The following is a 16,856-nucleotide window of genomic DNA, read 5'->3' on the forward strand; positions in this document are numbered from 1 at the left end:
TATGGCCTTGGGGAATAATGTTTTTTCCCATCATGGTATTAACCGACGCGATTTTATGAAATTGTGTGCTGCGTTGTCAGCTACCATGGGATTAAGCGGCAAAGCAGCCGCAGAAATGTCAGAAGCAATGGCGTCATCTGAACGCCCACCCGTTATCTGGATTGGTGCTCAGGAGTGTACAGGGTGTACGGAGTCTTTATTACGTGCAACTCACCCGACTCTGGAAAACCTAGTGCTTGATGTTATCGCACTTGAATATCATGAAGTGCTTTCTTCAGCTTTTGGTGATCAAGCTGAAGAAAATAAACACAATGCGATGGAGAAATATAAAGGTAAGTACGTTCTCGTTGTCGATGGTTCAATCCCAGACAAAGATGGCGGTGTTTACTGTATGGTTGCAGGAAAACCTATTCTTGAGCATATCAAAGAAGCCGCTGAAGGGGCTGCTGCGATTATTGCAATTGGTTCATGTTCTGCATGGGGTGGTGTGCCAGCAACTGGGGGTAACCCAACAGGTGCTAAATCATTGGAAGCAATTTTACCGGGTAAAACTGTTATTAATATTCCAGGATGTCCACCAAATCCACATAACTTCTTAGCAACTGTTGCACATATTATTACTTTCAACAAATTGCCTAAGTTAGATAGCAAAAACAGACCGCTTTTTGCTTATGAGCGTTTAATTCACGAAAACTGTGAACGTCGCCCTCATTTTGATGCTGGTCGTTTTGCTAAAGAATTTGGTGATGAAGGTCATCGTCAAGGTTGGTGTTTATACCATTTAGGCTGTAAAGGCCCTGAAACCTATGGTAACTGCCCAACATTGGAATTCTGTGATGTCGGCGGTGGAATTTGGCCTGTGGGTATCGGTCACCCTTGTTACGGATGTAACGAAGAAGGGATTGGCTTTACTAAAGGTATTTTCCAATTAGCGAATGTTTATCAGCCAACACCAAAAGCGCAAGTGCCTGATGTTAATGCGAAAGAAGGTGGTGGTGTGTCTTATGGTGCTGCGGGCTTGCTCGGTGCTGTCGTAGGTGCTGTCGCCGGTGTCAGTGTGATGGCTGTGCGTCAATTAGGCCGTGACAAGAATGCCACAGGAGCCTCACAGGAGGATAAACGGTGAATAGGCGTCATTTCTTTAAGCTGGCATCAGGTGGGGTTCTCCTTGCGGGAATGGCTCCCACTGCGAGTCATGCTGCGGCGCAGAACCGTCCCCCAATTCCTGGGTCTCTCGGTATGCTCTATGACTCTACATTATGTGTAGGCTGTCAAGCATGTGTCACAAAATGTCAGGAAATCAATCACCCGGAGCCAATGGAGCGTGGTGATACTTACGCCAATGGTGATCCGATTTGGTCAAACAATGACAAATTAAGTCCTTACACAAATAACATTATTCAAATTTGGCGTGATGGTACTGGTGAAAATAAAGACCAACTGGAAAACGGTTATGCCTTTATTAAGAAACAATGTATGCATTGTGTTGATGCAAACTGCGTTTCTGTTTGTCCTGTTTCTGCATTAACCAAAGATCCAAAAACCGGTATTGTCCATTATCACGCAGATATCTGTACAGGTTGTCGTTACTGTATGGTGGGATGCCCTTATAACATTCCAAAATACGACTATGACGATCCATTTGGTAAGCTCTATAAATGTGAGCTTTGTAACCAAAAAGGTGTTGAGCGTTTAGATAAAGGCTTATTACCAGGTTGTGTTGAAGTATGCCCAACAGGTGCGGTTATTTTCGGTACACGAGAAGAATTGCTTGAAGAAGCAAAACGTCGTTTAGCGAAAAAAGCGGGTGAGGAATACCATTACCCACGTCAAACCATTAGTGGTGGCGATACTTATCTGCATAAAATTCCTGAATATCAAGATCATATCTATGGTGAGTTTGAAGGTGGTGGTACGCAAGTTATGGTACTTTCAGCGGTACCTTTTGACAATTTAGGTATGCCAGAAGTAGCACCATTATCTACAGGTGCGCGTTCTGAACATATTCAACACACGCTTTATAAAGGCATGGTATTACCAATAGCGGCCCTAGCAGGGATCACCTATTTGGTTAACCGTAATAGTAAAAAACAAGAGCAAGAACACCACAAGGAGGATAACGATGTCGAGTCATGATCCTCGTCCACTTGGCGGTAAGTTATTTACTCTCGCTGTAAGAGTGTTTTTACCGCTTGCTGTGCTCGGTTTTATTCTTATTGGTAAGCGTTTGGTATTAGGTCTGGGTGATGTCTCTGACCTGAATGGGGGATATCCTTGGGGTATTTGGATTGCTTTTGACTTATTGATAGGAACTGGCTTTGCATGTGGCGGTTGGGCACTTGCATGGGCTGTTTATGTCTTTAATAAAGGCGAGTTTCACCCATTAGTGCGTCCTGCATTATTAGCGAGCTTGTTCGGCTATTCATTAGGTGGTTTATCCATTGCTATTGATATCGGTCGTTATTGGAACATGCCTCACTTTTTTATGCCGCAATACTTTAACGTTAACTCAGTGTTGTTTGAAACAGCGACCTGTATGACCATCTATATTATGGTGATGGCATTAGAATTCTTACCTGCGTTATTAGAGCGTTTAGGCTGGAAAGTGTCGTTGAAACGTCTTAACAAAGCGATGTTCTTTATTATTGGCCTTGGTGCTTTACTGCCAACCATGCACCAATCTTCAATGGGATCATTAATGATTTCAGCGGGTTGGAAAGTACATCCACTGTGGCAATCTTATGAGATGTTACCGCTGTTTTCTCTGTTAACGGCTTTCCTCCTTGGTTTCACTATCGTTATTTTTGAAGGCTCTTTGCTAAAAGCAAGCCGTACCATGAATGATGATGAAACACCGTTATTTACCAAGTTAACACGCGTAATCGAAGTGTTACTGATTGCGTTCTTGGTCTGTCGCTGGGGTGAAGTTATTTGGAACGGTAAACTGAGTTATATCGGAAATGGGGATATGTTCTCATGGTTATTTATTGCTGAAAGTGCATTGTTATTACTTCCTCTTATTTTGATGCATTTAAATAATAACCGCCGTAGTCCAAGAATGCTGTTTGTCTGTGCTGTCTTTATCTTAATCGGCGCAGCGATGTGGCGTATGAACTACTCTTTAGTTGCTTACAATCCAGGCAATGGTTACCACTATTTCCCAACAGCAAGTGAATTGCTGATTTCTATTGGTTTCGTTGCATTTGAAGTAACAGCTTACATTCTTATTATCCGTTTACTGCCGGTTTTACCTGCACAAACAGACTCAAATATACAATTAAAAAAGGCTGAGGTTAAATCATGAGCCAACGCATTACTATTGATCCTATTACCCGTATTGAAGGGCATTTACGCGTCGATTGTGAAATTGATAACGGAAAAGTTGTTAAGGCTTGGTCTTCCGGTACCATGTGGCGCGGAATGGAGGAGATCCTAAAAGGAAGCGATCCTCGTGATGCATGGATTATCGTGCAACGTATTTGTGGTGTTTGTACGACAGTTCACGCAATTGCCTCAGTACGTGCTGTAGAAGACGCTTTAGGTATGGATATTCCTGTGAATGCGCAGTATATCCGTAACTTGATTTTAGGTTCACATATCATCCATGACCATATCGTTCACTTCTATCAGCTTTCTGCGATGGACTGGGTTGATATCACATCTGCATTACAAGCTGATCCTGAAAAAGCATCAGCGATGTTAAAAGGGGTTTCTGAATGGCATCTGAACTCTGCTGAAGAATTCAGAAAAGTACAGAAAAAAATCCAAGGTTTAGTGGACAGCGGCCAGTTAGGTATTTTTGCTAATGGCTACTGGGGTCACTCAGCCATGAAATTGCCACCAGAAGTTAACCTAATTGCGGTTGCCCACTACCTACAAGCACTTGAGTGCCAACGTGATGCAAACCGTATTGTGGCTATTTTGGGCGGTAAAACACCTCATATCCAAAACTTGGCCGTGGGTGGTGTGGCTAACCCGATTAACCTTGATGCACCAAATGTTCTCAACCTAGAACGTTTAATGTACGTGAAAAGCTTTATCGATAAGCTGGGTGATTTCGTTAACCAAGTTTATAAAGTGGATACTGCTATTTTCGCCGCTTATTACCCTGAATGGTTAAAAATCGGTAAAGGTGCAAACTACTATCTGTCTGTACCTGAATTACCAATTAATGGTAATAACACGGAATTCTTACTGTCTGGTGGTTATATGGAAGGGGTTGATTTCTCGACCTACCGTCCAATTAAAGACTGGAAAGATCAGAACCTGAAAGACGGTATCGAAGAAAGTGGTAAACACGCATGGTATGAAGATGATGAACCTTTAAAACCATGGGAAGGGTTAACTCGTCCTAAATACACCGGTTGGGATGAGAACAATAAATACTCATGGGTTAAATCCCCTACATTCTACGGCAAGCCTGTAGAAGTCGGTACGTTAGCATGGTTAGTGTGTGGTTTAGCCGGTAAGCACGAAGGAACGGTTAGAAACTACAACGACATCAACAAGATCTATACTCAATTAACCAATGAAACACTGGTTACAGAGCAGTTAGAGTCTACGTGGGGTCGTATTATTGGACGTACTGTCCATGCATGTGTGTTACAAGAATCTCTGGCCTCTTTATGGCAATCACTGGTTGATAATATCGGCCGTGGTGATACAGCTGCCTTTATTAAACCAGAGTTTGAACCAGGTAAAGAGTATCGTGGTGTCGGTTTCGAAGAAGCCTCTCGTGGTATGTTATCTCACTGGATTGTGTTTAAAGACGGAAAAATCACTAACTATCAGGCCGTTGTTCCATCAACATGGAATGCGGGTCCTCGTAACTTTAATGATGAACCAGGCCCTTATGAGTTATCACTAGTGGGTACACCTGTTGCTGATCCGAAAAAACCGTTAGAAGTGGTAAGAACGATCCACTCCTTTGACCCATGTATGGCATGTGCTGTGCATATGGTTGATTTAACAGGTAAAGAGCTAAGTAAGGTGAAGGTATTATAATGCGAACTCTCGTCTTAGGTATTGGTAATTTATTACTAAGCGATGAAGGCATTGGTGTTCGTATAGTAGAGGCGCTCGAAGAGCGCTTCTCTTTACCAGAGAACGTCGATGTTATTGATGGTGGCACATCAGGTATGGAAATTTTGCAAGATATTGCAGCAAGAGACCTCCTGATTGTTGCCGATGCGGTAAGAAGTAATCATGAACCGGGTAGTATTTTTATCTTACATGATGATGATGTTCCGGCACTTTTTACGCAGAAAATTTCTCCTCATCAATTAGGTTTATCTGATGTATTAATGGCTTTACGTATGACGGATGAATTTCCTCGTAAGCTTATTTTAGTGGGTATTGAACCTGCATCATTAGAGCCAAGCATGTCATTGTCTGACATTGGTGAAAAATCAATGGAAATTGCATTAGAGCATGTGGTTAATATTTTGCGTGAATACGGTATTCCTGTCACACCTAAAGAGGTAACAGCATGAGTGAATTAAGCTGGGATATTCTAGGATATGACGAGCCGCCTGTTGAGCAACTTGAAACACGTTTTAGTGAAATTGCTGAAAAAGAGATGAGAGGGCTTCCTTTTTATCGCGAAGGTATTCCCGTAAAAGCAGGGGGCTTTACTTTATTTGAAAATCAGTGGATTGGAGCTGTTCTTACTCCTTGGATGTTAGAGATTGTCGTCTTTCCGGGACCTTCACAAGAATGGCCACATCGAAAAGTGGGTGATCGTATCGGGTTAGAATTACCTTGTGGACAGATTAAGTTTGTTGTGGGTGAGCTTGCGGGTGGTATGCAATATCTTGCTTGTTCATTAATGTCACCACTTGATAGACACCTAACAGGTGAACATGCTGTTGAGTTGGTTGAAAATAGTGTAAAAATGGCACTTTCTCTTCCTGTTCAGACACAATCCGTAGCAGAAGTTGATTTAAGTCGTCGTTCTCTCTTCCGTGGTCAGTTAAGATCATAGTGTAGAAATTTTACGCGACACAGAGTCACATTCTTCTTATTGAATAGTACAGGAGTCAGAATATGTGTAGCACTTGCGGTTGTGGCGAAGGCAATGTCAGAATTGAAGGCGTAGAGCCTCATTCACATGAGCACCACCATCATCACTCTCACGACCATGATCATCACGACCACGGTCATCATCATGATCACGACCATCATGGGCATGATCACCATCATGAACACAAGGCTACTCCAGCGAATACTGTTCATAAATATATTGATAAGTCTGAACAAAAGCATAAGCATAACTACGAAACCAATGGTCAGCCTATCATCGTTCATCATCACTATTATCATAACAGTGGTGATGTTCACCTCCATTTTCATAACGATACACAGCTAAACGAAACCCCTGTTGTCCATGAGCATCATCATGGACATGACGATCATCATGAACACGATCATTCTCATAGTCATGACCATTCTCACAGTCATGATCACGACCATGCTCATGATCATAGCCATGAACATTCTCATCACCATTCTCACAGCCACGATCACGATCATGCACATGACCACGATCATGAACACGAGCACGAAGAGCAATTTAGCCCAGTGATTGAAAATCAGAATATGCATTATGGCCAAGGTGAAGCAGGAACACATGCTCCCGGTATTAGCCAAAAGCGTATGCTGAAAATTGAAATGGATGTGTTAGATAAAAATAACCGAATTGCTGTTCATAACCGTGAACATTTTGAACAACAAAATGTGTTGGCATTGAATTTAGTTTCAAGTCCTGGTTCAGGTAAAACCACACTGTTAACACAAACGTTAAAACAGTTAGCGCAACGTGTCCCTTGTGCCGTGATCGAAGGCGATCAACAAACTACCAATGATGCTGATCGTATCCGTGAAACTGGTGTACCTGCGATCCAAGTGAATACAGGCAAAGGTTGTCATCTTGATGCACAAATGGTGCATGATGCGACACACCAATTAGGCTTACAAGATAACAGCGTTCTCTTTATTGAAAACGTGGGTAACTTAGTGTGCCCAGCCAGTTTTGATCTGGGTGAAAAGCATAAAGTGGCTATTCTCTCTGTCACTGAGGGTGAAGATAAGCCTCTGAAATATCCGCATATGTTTGCTGCGGCTGATTTAATGATTATCAACAAAATTGATTTAGTGCCACATCTGAATATCGACGTTCAAGCTTGCATTGAATCAGCTCGCCGTGTTAATCCAAATATTGAAATTATCGCGTTATCAGCAACAACAGGCGAAGGCATGGAAGAGTGGTTAGCTTGGTTGGAGAGTCGTTTATGTGCTTAGGTGTTCCAGCTAAGATTGTTGAGGTGGGCGAAGACGTCCACCAACTCGCTTATGCCGAAGTGAGTGGCGTTAAACGTGCTGTTAATATTTCAATGGTATGTGAAGGCGAACCAAATGAATTATTAGGTAAATGGGTGCTAATTCATGTGGGATTTGCCATGAGTATTCTTGATGAGCAAGAAGCGCAAGATACTCTTGATGCATTACAGCATGTTTATGGTGTAACCCTTGAAGAGGCTGATGATGCAGTACGTTGATGAATTTCGTGATCCCGAACTTGCGAAAGCCTTATTAGCTCAAATTCGTGAAACCATTTCACAATGGCCTCAGCCAATTACACGCCCATTACAAATTATGGAAGTGTGTGGTGGGCATACTCATGCCATTTTTAAATTTGGTTTAGATCGCTTATTACCAGAAGAAATTGAATTTGTTCACGGGCCAGGTTGTCCTGTTTGTGTATTACCGATGGGACGAATTGATGCATGTTTAGAAATTGCAGCACGTCCTGACGTGATTTTTTGCACATTTGGTGATGCAATGCGTGTGCCGGGTCGTAATGGTTCAATGCTGGATGCGCGTCGTCGAGGCAGCGATATTCGTATTGTTTACTCACCGCTTGATTCACTGAAAATTGCACAAGATAACCCAGATAAACAAGTTGTTTTCTTTGGTTTAGGTTTTGAAACAACTATGCCAAGTACTGCAATGACGCTACAACAAGCAAAATTGCGTGGACTTAAAAACTTTTCTCTATTTTGTCAGCACATTACTATCGTACCTACCTTGCGTTGTTTACTAGAGCAAGACGATGTTCGCATTGATGGCTTTATTGCACCGGGACATGTGAGTATGGTGATTGGATGTACACCATATCAACCGCTATGTGATGAATTTGAAAAGCCTTTTGTGGTGACAGGATTTGAACCATTAGACTTATTGCAAGCTATACTGATGGTCATTAAACAGCTTAAAGCAAAAGCAGAAAATGCAGATTATGTTTTAAGTATTGAAAACCAATATAGTCGCATTGTACCGAATGAAGGTAATAAGTTGGCTCAAAAAGCACTTAGCGAAGTGTTTATGTTAAAAGAAACCAGTGAATGGCGTGGGTTGGGTGAGATCCCAATGTCAGGTATTCAATTAACACCAGCTTATTCTGAGTTTGATGCTGAATTACGTTTTACACCTGCACCGCAGAAAGTGGCAGATAATCCACAATCTCGCTGTGGCGATGTATTAACAGGACGATGCAAACCTTCGGATTGCCCTCTATTTGGCAAAAGCTGTACACCAGAAACCGCATTAGGTGCTTTAATGGTGTCATCAGAAGGGGCATGTGCGGCTTATTATCAGTATCGCCGTGAAGGTAATATATGAAACAACCTGATGAAATCACCTTAGCCCAAGGTAATGGTGGGCAAGGTATGCAACAACTGATCGAAGGCCTGTTTTTAAAAGCGTTCGATAATCCGTTATTAAATGAAAAAGAAGATCAAGCGCGGATCGCGTTAAATGAGTTAACGGCTCTTGGCGATCGTCTTGCTTTTAGTACCGACAGCTATGTTATCGATCCCATTATTTTCCCCGGTGGAAATATTGGTAAATTATCTGTTTGCGGTACAGCTAACGATCTCTCCGTCGGTGGTGCTGTACCTCGTTATCTATCATGTGGTTTTATTCTTGAAGAAGGGTTGCCATTTGAAACCCTTGAAGTGCTTGTATTAGCGATGGCAAAAGCCGCTTCACAAGCAGGAATACAAATTGTCACAGGGGATACCAAAGTGGTTCCTCGTGGTGCCGCAGATAAGATCTTTATCAATACTGCGGGCATTGGCGTTATTCCAACTCAAATTAATTGGGCCGCAAGTAATATCAAAGCCGGCGATAAGATCTTAGTGAGTGGTACAATTGGTGATCATGGTGCAACAATCCTTAATCTTCGTGAAAATTTAGGATTAGAAGCGGATCTACAAAGTGACTGCGCTGTTCTTGAGCCAATGATTGCACCTTTACGCCAAATTGATGGTATTCGGGCATTACGTGATGCAACTCGAGGTGGAGTAACGGCCATTTTGCATGAATTTGCCCAAGCCAGCGGTTGTGGCATGAATGTACATGAAAGCAAATTGCCAATGAAACAAGCCGTTCGTGGTGTGTGCGAATTATTAGGCCTAGAAGCACTTAATTTTGCTAACGAAGGTAAAATTGTTTTAGTGGTATCACCTGACGCTGAAGCACAAGTTATTGACGCTTTACATCAACACCCTTTAGGTAAAGATGCTTGTACTATCGGTGAAGTGACAACGGATAACTATATTCGTTTAACTGGGATTTTCGGTACAAGTCGCATTCTTGATTTACCTTATAACGAGCCTTTACCTCGTATTTGCTAAGCACTTCTTCCCCCACTTATAAATAAAAATTATGCTGAATTTATAAGTGGGATAAGTTATCTATCTGTTACAAAAACTTTGTTATAACGCAAATTTCCTTCATTTATCTGAATACTGACTCTTTGATAAAAAAATTATTGGAGTAACATGTTCGGCCAGTCCTACTGCGTGGAGAGGGTCTCTCGTAGAGGTAAGCTCTAGGAAAAAACATGTCTTGGTCAGAATTTAAATCTCAATACCTGATCCGTTTTTGGAAGCCTCTTCCAGCTGTTATTGCGGCAGGTATCTTATCAACTTACTACTTTGGTTTAACCGGCACTTTTTGGGCTGTCACGGGGGAATTTACTCGTTGGGGCGGCCACGTAATGCAATGGTTTGGTGCTCATCCTGAAGAATGGGGTTATTTTAAAATTATCGGCCTTGAAGGTACGCCATTAACGCGTATTGATGGTGTGATGATTATCGGGATGTTTGGAGGTTGTATTATGGCTGCTCTTTGGGCCAACAACGTCAAACTTCGCCATCCTCAACATAAAATTCGTATTTTTCAAGCAGTGCTTGGCGGGATCATCGCTGGTTTTGGTGCTCGTCTAGCAATGGGATGTAACCTTGCGGCTTTCTTTACGGGTATTCCTCAGTTCTCTTTACATGCTTGGTTTTTTGCGGTTGCAACGGCAATCGGTTCTTATTTTGGTGCCAAGCTTTCATTGATGCCGCTGTTTCGTATTCCCGTAAAACTACAAAAAGTCAGTCAAGCTTCACCGATTACTCAAGATAAACAACGTGCAAAACGTCGCTTTAGATTGGGAATGGTTATCTTTTTTGCCATGATTGCGTGGTCTTTAATTATTCTTTTTGATTCACCAAAACTAGGCTTTGCTATGTTAGGTGGTATTGGTTTTGGTATTTTAATCGAACGAGCGCAAATCTGTTTTACTTCTGCTTTCCGTGATTTATGGATAACGGGCAGAACCCATATGGCAAAAGCGATTATTATTGGTATGGCAGTGAGCGCGATTGGGATCTTCAGCTATGTCCAATTAGGTGCTGCACCTAAAATTATGTGGGCAGGGCCGAATGCTGTCATTGGTGGTTTACTCTTTGGTTTCGGTATTGTACTTGCTGGTGGATGTGAAACTGGCTGGATGTATCGTGCAGTGGAAGGTCAAATTCACTTTTGGTGGGTTGGATTGGGTAACGTTATCGGTTCTACATTATTAGCTTACTACTGGGATGATTTTGCCTCAGTGATCGCAACGGATTATGACAAGATTAATTTACTTGATACCTTTGGCCCTGTGGGGGGATTAGGTGTGACGTATCTAATGCTTGGTGTGTCATTTGTGTTATTACTTTGGTGGGAAAAACACTTTTTCCGTAAAAAAGCCCAACAAGCACAATCTATTTCAACGCAGATTAATAAGGAAATCGCATGAGCCAGAAAGACACTATTATTCCTGATTATCGTCTAGATATGGTCGGTGAACCTTGTCCTTATCCTGCGGTGGCAACACTTGAAGCCATGCCATCACTGAAAAAAGGCGAAATATTAGAAGTGGTGAGTGATTGCCCTCAATCAATCAACAATATTCCGCTTGATGCTAAAAATTACGGATATACCGTATTAGATATTCAACAAGATGGTCCGACGATCCGTTATTTAATTCAAAAATAATTTCAGATTATTTTGTTGAAAGACTAGCAATAGAAGCAGCAAGTGCATCAATAAAAGGTGGCTTGCTGTTTTTATTTCTAAGGTTTTAACACTGGTGTAATGAGTTGTATCGCTTGCTGAATTCGTAGGTCAAAATTTGATTTTGGTGTCGGTGGAACGATCCCTAATGCAATTTGTCGTAAAGGCTCTGCGATCACCATGGCTAATAAAAGATCACTTAATGTCGCATAGTCGTAAGATCTAATTATTCCGTTTTTTTCTTGTTGCTGTAACCACTGCGTGAGTAAACTGCGTCCTCTTAATATCCCACTGCGTTGATATTTTTCCATAAGCACTTCACGGCTAGGAAAATCCTCTTGTAATAACTTATATAAACCGACGGCTTTATGATTAAGTACCGTTTGAACCATGCTGTTTAAATGTTGTGATAACAACAGGATAAACTCATCAAAATCAGTGGCCTTATCATGAAAAATAGCGACGAAACTGTCTGTCCATGACAACACAATTTGTTCCACTAAATCTTCTTTATCTTTGGTAAAACGATAAATCGTTTTTTTGGCAATGCTTGCTTGTTTTGCAATTGCATCAATGGTTGTTGCGCTGTAACCCTGCTCCAAAAGCAAACTTATGGTCGCTTCATATATTTCTTGGCGGATCTCTTCTTGAGGGCGGGCAGGGCGTCCTCGTTTTTGATTAATTTTGCTATCTGTCATTTTTTAGCCTCTTTTTTAGTTGATTTTATCACTCTATAGGGATAAAACAATTAGGAAACTAATTGAGTTTCCTAATTGTCGGAGTTGAAAAAATGAAAAAACAAACATTACATTTACCTTGGGCTTTAAATGACATTAACGAGCTTTTATCACCCGCGCCATTACGCTTAGAAATGGGAATTGAAAGGGATGACGCTGGGCATTTAACAGTTGCAGTACGTACCGATTTGCATGGTTGTAAAGGTAAGATGCTAGAGTGGTGGTTTACCTTTTTTGAAACATCACAACATATTCGTTGGTGGCATCCCCATGATCATGTTGCTCACAATGGTTGGGATGATAAATGGATCAAAGGAAAAAGTTATATCGGCGCATCAATTAAGGCAGTTGAGTCCTTAGGTGATATTCCACCTGTTGGAGCACAACTTAAATTCCATGATGCGAAAGATTTTTTTGATAACGCATTGTTAGAAGAAGCCTATAAAACAGGCGCACTTTCTGGTGCAGTATGTGCCACTATCGGTTTTGGCTCTGATGTGCAAACCGATGAAAATGGTGATCCTACCGATGGTAAAATGGTGCATTTAACGCGAGATACGGATTGGGGATGTGTATTAAGAAGCCGTTTTTATTTAGGTCACTCATTAGAAAATCCAGCAGTGGAATTATCGGATGAGATAGCTTTTGGGTTATTGCAGCACTGTTATAACGAGTTTACTTATCTTTCTCGTTTCTTGCCGTCATTGTATTACGGTGAGCATGCGAATGGGGAGAAGGGCGCATTGCCTTGGTAATAACAATACTCGTCATACTTCAAGTTGTAGCGTTGTTGACTGCGTTCATTCGCACTAGTCACAAACAATACTCGTCATACTTCAAGTTGTAGCGTTGTTGACTGCGTTCTCTCGCACTAGTCACAAACAATACTCGTCATACTTCAAGTTGTAGCGTTGTTGACTGCGTTCTCTCGCACTAGTCACAAACAATACTCGTCATACTTCAAGTTGTAGCGTTGTTGACGGCATTCACTCGCACTAGTCACATACTATTGTATGCTCCTAGCGACTCGTTCATTTGTCGCCTAGCTACATCTTGAATTATTTAGAGTATTCAATAAGGTATAACGAGTAGAAGAAGAAAAAAATAGAAGAATAAGAGAGTAAGAGAGTAAGAGAGTAAGAGAGTAAGAGAGTAAGAGAGTAAGAGAGTAAGAGAGTCAATGAATGAGTAGAAGAGTATTGCGGGCAGATCAGCGGGATGGCTGATCTGCTTGTTGCATTCTATACGGGTTACTCTGCTTCGCCGCCTAAAACTTCAGTGACGCGTTCAATTAAAGCGCTTAATTCACCGGTCATTAAAACAAAGTCGGCATCAAAACGTTGGGCAAAATCGGCTTTATCGATATCATCATTTTGCTCACGTAAAGTTTCACTGAATTTAATGCGTTTGATAGAGCCATCATCACATAGCATAAATTGAAGGCGATCTTCCCAATCTACAGAAAGTTTGGTGACAAATTTGCCTGCTTCAATATGTGTCGCAATTTCATCAGAGACTAATTCTTGTTTCTTACAACGAATAACACCGCCTTCTTCTAGTACGGCTTTTAGTTCTGCTTCATCCATTAAGGTAAAACCGGCTGGAAGTTCTCCAGAGCGTACCCACTCAGTCATTTTTAATTCAACAGATTCATTAAAGTTCAGAGGAACAACAGGTAATGAACCTAAGGTTTTGCGTAACAAAGCTAAGTTATCTTCAGCTCGTTTTGCACTGCCTGAATCAACAATGACTAATTGTTTTTCTAAATCTAACCAAATAAAAGTTTGTGAGAATTTGCTAAAAGCACGAGGAAGTAATGTGTGAACTACTTCATCTTTTAGGGTCGCTTTTTCTGTTTTTTTCAGTTTGCGCCCTTGTTCACCTTCAAGTTTTTCAACTTTGTCTTGTAAGGCGTTTTTAATCACTGTTGCAGGTAAGATTTTGTCTTCTTTTCGTGCACATATCATCACTTGCTTACCAGCAACATGAATAAGTGCTTCACCACGATCGCCCATAGGCGAAACCCAACCTGTTCTGGTCATATCTTGGCTACTGCAAGGTGTGAATGCCAATGAAGCAAGCTGTTGTTCTAACTCATCCATTGACAGTGCTATCTCTTTATTTAAGCGATAGACCAAAATATTTTTAAACCACAGCATCTGACATTCCCCTTAATCATTATTTACCGCATTATGATACTGAATGTTTAGGGTATCTAAAAGGTAATATCCCTTAAAAGAAAATATCCATAATGTTATTTAATAAAAAAGAAAAAAAAGCTGAAACGAATAATTAGTAAATCTACTCTATGATAATGAGTTTTATTCTTATTTATATTGAATTAACGAAGAATATTAATACTGAAATAACGAGATTTTTAGTACAAGCTCTTATGTGACAATAATCACATAATTTCATTTTTTAGCCATTTTTTGTTTACAATATGAAATCATTTTCAGATTTATCCCTGCATTAATTTACAAAACAAAAATCTTCTTGACGGACTCATGTGATAATTGTCACAAAAACAGGAAAATATAAAGAGTGATTTTTCACAAACATCTAGGTGATCCGTGTCACAAAATTGAATATTTCTTTTTTAAATATTGTCAAAATAGCACAATTGGGCTTTTTATATTAACTATAGTTATAGTTTAGAATTTGTAATGTTTTATTGTGTTTCTTTGTTACTTGTACGTATTGATTAGATATTGTGATTGAATGGTATTCTTGTGCTTCTCTTTTTAATATTTGTAGTTAATTATTCTTTTTTTGAGTGAGTGTTACTCGTTACCACCAGTTAAATTGTATTTAAATGTGATTTTGCTTTTATTTAAATAAGAAATAAATATAAAGATAAAAAATTATTAATTAGGGATAACAATATTTAAATCTTTAGTGTTATTTATTTAGTGGTTAAAATTAACACTTCCTTTTAAATATATTAAATAGGGGGATAAATTTTTTATTAGCAAAAAAAATAGTCTTGTAACAAAATGAAATCTAAAAGAAAAATCAAAAAATGTTATTTTTAAAAAGTTGATTTAGTTCAAAAAACACGTATCTTTACCTTTAATTGTGATACCTATCACTTAGGTATGTAACCGTGAAATTGCATGTTGGTGTAATTGTGGGCTACATCACGAAAGAAGGGCTTTTTTTTGAGTAACATGCCAACGAAAACTCAACGACCTATTTCTTTTCCTAACAGAAATAAAAGCAATGCCCTTATTTAAATATAATGAGGATATTATTTTTGTGTCTTATTGGTGATTACGTCTGTGTCAAGGAAATTAAAACCTTTAAGAAAATTTTGTAGAGTCATAATTAGTAGCTATAAAAATTATCAATTGTGAGAGCGATTTTCTTTTTCGAAATTCGTGGCAGAGATCTTTTGTCCGAATCTCAGGTCAACTATATACGGCGGTATTATTTTTGACCTTAAAGGAAATCATAAAACTATAGAAAATAGATGGGTATTTTAATCATGAAAAGCTTGAAGCCTCTAGCAGCACTGGTTGGTTTGTTGGTTCTTTCTGGATCTGCAAACGCAGTAAACGTGTATAACGATAAAGGTACACGTTTTGATGTAAACGGTCAGTTCCGTTTAAAAACACAAGTGACTAGCCAAAATCATGAAATGAAAATGAATGATGACGGTAGCCGTATCGGTTTCTTTGGTTCACACGAACTGACTAACGATATCAAAGTATTTGGTAAATTAGAGTGGGGTTCAGACACTCAAAAAACTAACAGTGACAACCCTAAATCAAACTTTGAAATGTACAACCGTGTAGGTTATGTCGGTTTCTCTCATCGTGATTATGGTCAAATTCAGTTTGGTCGTACTTATATTCCGATCGACTGGGTGAAAAAATCAAGCTACGGCTATGGTAACACCGGTGTATTCTACTTCAGCGATGTATTAGGTCGTTCAGTAGGTTATCACAATGGCTATGCTGATGGAAAAGGTGTTGGTAAAAACAACTTTATGACCCGTTTACCACAAACTATTTTCTTAGAAACTAACCGTTATGAAGGCTTTAAATTAGCGGGTACAGTGACAGGTAAAACAGGTGAAGATGGTCGCCGTGTAGCGGGTGATATTACTCGTGCCTATTCTATCGTTGGTTTTTATAAATCAACCTTTGGCTTAGAATTTGATGCTGGCTACTCTTCAGCTACTGGTGAAGCAACTACCTCTAAAAATAGTCCAAATAAAGGTAAAAACCCAGAGAATAGTATTTTAGCTTTTGGTGCGGAATACTTCTTCCCTGGCCGTGAATTTTCTATCGGTTTAGACTATGGTCAATCTCGTGGTAAAAATAACGGTTTTGCTTTAGAAGCAAATCAAGCTCCGACTAGTTGGAGTTCTGTTAAAGGCGACTGGAAAGCTGACTTATACGGTGTTGGTGTGAAATGGCACTGGGATCGTATCGAAAGTGGTATGTATGCGGGTTACTACCTGCGTGATGGTGATGCAAACACGTTCAACTACAAAAAAGAAACCTATACTGTGGGTGTAGATAAACGTTTTGCAGTATCTAAATATAACAACTTACGTTTATTCGCTGAAATGGCATACGATGATGCTCGTAGCGATAACGTGAAGTATGAAGATAAAAAACAATATATCTTCGAAACAGGTATGCGTCTGTACTTCTAGTCCTTTCAAAGAGACTGTTTGACAGAAGTAACGAAAGGAGAGCCATTTTGCTCTCCTGTTAACCA

General features: G+C 40.1%; 16 protein-coding genes. 14 read left to right on the forward strand and 2 right to left on the reverse strand.

Annotated features, from left to right (window positions below):
* Nucleotide 1: 1 nt before the first annotated feature.
* The 12 genes from hybO to yedF all read left to right on the forward strand — a co-directional run bounded on the left by hybO (nt 2) and on the right by yedF (nt 11,370).
* Nucleotides 2–1,126, forward strand: a complete 1,125-nt coding sequence (gene hybO, locus LG402_RS03320; RefSeq protein WP_072069443.1) for a hydrogenase 2 small subunit — start codon at nt 2–4, stop codon at nt 1,124–1,126.
* A complete protein-coding gene (hybA, locus tag LG402_RS03325; RefSeq protein ID WP_036911746.1) occupies nt 1,123–2,136 on the forward strand; it encodes a hydrogenase 2 operon protein HybA in 1,014 nt (337 codons plus the stop codon). The genes hybO and hybA overlap by 4 nt, the downstream gene beginning before the upstream one ends.
* Nucleotides 2,123–3,304: a Ni/Fe-hydrogenase cytochrome b subunit gene (gene hybB / locus LG402_RS03330; RefSeq protein WP_109408038.1), complete on the forward strand. Its 1,182-nt coding sequence runs from the start codon at nt 2,123–2,125 to the stop codon at nt 3,302–3,304. The genes hybA and hybB overlap by 14 nt, the downstream gene beginning before the upstream one ends.
* Nucleotides 3,301–5,004 carry a hydrogenase 2 large subunit gene (gene hybC / locus LG402_RS03335; RefSeq protein WP_166539457.1) on the forward strand — a complete coding sequence of 568 codons (1,704 nt, stop codon included), beginning with the start codon at nt 3,301–3,303 and terminating at the stop codon, nt 5,002–5,004. Before hybB ends, hybC begins: the two co-directional genes overlap by 4 nt.
* Entirely contained in the window at nt 5,004–5,492 is a 489-nt protein-coding gene (locus tag LG402_RS03340; RefSeq protein ID WP_109408036.1) for a HyaD/HybD family hydrogenase maturation endopeptidase, read from the forward strand. The genes hybC and LG402_RS03340 overlap by 1 nt, the downstream gene beginning before the upstream one ends.
* Nucleotides 5,489–5,983, forward strand: a complete 495-nt coding sequence (gene hybE / locus LG402_RS03345) for a hydrogenase-2 assembly chaperone (RefSeq protein WP_166539458.1) — start codon at nt 5,489–5,491, stop codon at nt 5,981–5,983. Before LG402_RS03340 ends, hybE begins: the two co-directional genes overlap by 4 nt.
* Before the next feature lie 62 nt (nt 5,984–6,045).
* The gene (gene hypB / locus LG402_RS03350; RefSeq protein ID WP_166539459.1) at nt 6,046–7,299 is read left to right on the forward strand and encodes a hydrogenase nickel incorporation protein HypB; all 1,254 of its coding nucleotides are present in this window, start codon (nt 6,046–6,048) and stop codon (nt 7,297–7,299) included.
* Nucleotides 7,290–7,556 carry a hydrogenase maturation factor HybG gene (gene hybG / locus LG402_RS03355; protein ID WP_072069437.1) on the forward strand — a complete coding sequence of 89 codons (267 nt, stop codon included), beginning with the start codon at nt 7,290–7,292 and terminating at the stop codon, nt 7,554–7,556. The genes hypB and hybG overlap by 10 nt, the downstream gene beginning before the upstream one ends.
* Complete coding sequence (gene hypD, locus LG402_RS03360) at nt 7,543–8,679, forward strand: hydrogenase formation protein HypD (protein WP_227336937.1); 1,137 nt, start codon at nt 7,543–7,545, stop codon at nt 8,677–8,679. Before hybG ends, hypD begins: the two co-directional genes overlap by 14 nt.
* Nucleotides 8,676–9,695 carry a hydrogenase expression/formation protein HypE gene (gene hypE, locus LG402_RS03365; protein ID WP_227336429.1) on the forward strand — a complete coding sequence of 340 codons (1,020 nt, stop codon included), beginning with the start codon at nt 8,676–8,678 and terminating at the stop codon, nt 9,693–9,695. Before hypD ends, hypE begins: the two co-directional genes overlap by 4 nt.
* Nucleotides 9,696–9,904: 209 nt before the next feature.
* Nucleotides 9,905–11,131 (forward strand): selenium metabolism membrane protein YedE/FdhT, encoded by a 1,227-nt coding sequence (gene yedE, locus LG402_RS03370; protein ID WP_166539461.1) that lies wholly within the window; start codon nt 9,905–9,907, stop codon nt 11,129–11,131.
* Nucleotides 11,128–11,370 (forward strand): sulfurtransferase-like selenium metabolism protein YedF, encoded by a 243-nt coding sequence (gene yedF / locus LG402_RS03375; protein WP_006535172.1) that lies wholly within the window; start codon nt 11,128–11,130, stop codon nt 11,368–11,370. The genes yedE and yedF overlap by 4 nt, the downstream gene beginning before the upstream one ends.
* A 77-nt stretch (nt 11,371–11,447) precedes the next feature.
* Here yedF and LG402_RS03380 read toward each other — a convergent pair whose 3' ends face one another.
* Nucleotides 11,448–12,086 (reverse strand): TetR/AcrR family transcriptional regulator, encoded by a 639-nt coding sequence (locus LG402_RS03380; RefSeq protein WP_227336430.1) that lies wholly within the window; start codon nt 12,084–12,086, stop codon nt 11,448–11,450.
* 92 nt (nt 12,087–12,178) lie between these two features.
* Between LG402_RS03380 and LG402_RS03385 the strand changes: the two genes are divergently transcribed.
* Nucleotides 12,179–12,880, forward strand: a complete 702-nt coding sequence (locus LG402_RS03385) for a DAPG hydrolase family protein (protein ID WP_227336431.1) — start codon at nt 12,179–12,181, stop codon at nt 12,878–12,880.
* Nucleotides 12,881–13,375: 495 nt separating this feature from the next.
* On the opposite strand, the gene rdgC is transcribed toward LG402_RS03385, so the two are convergent.
* Nucleotides 13,376–14,284 (reverse strand): recombination-associated protein RdgC, encoded by a 909-nt coding sequence (rdgC, locus tag LG402_RS03390; RefSeq protein WP_109408029.1) that lies wholly within the window; start codon nt 14,282–14,284, stop codon nt 13,376–13,378.
* Between the two features lie 1,328 nt (nt 14,285–15,612).
* Here rdgC and LG402_RS03395 point away from each other — a divergent pair.
* Nucleotides 15,613–16,791, forward strand: coding sequence for a porin (locus LG402_RS03395; RefSeq protein WP_227336432.1), 1,179 nt, complete (start codon nt 15,613–15,615; stop codon nt 16,789–16,791).
* Nucleotides 16,792–16,856 lie beyond the last annotated feature (65 nt).

Origin of the sequence: Proteus sp. NMG38-2 (assembly GCF_020640995.1) — a bacterium.
Classification (GTDB): domain Bacteria; phylum Pseudomonadota; class Gammaproteobacteria; order Enterobacterales; family Enterobacteriaceae; genus Proteus.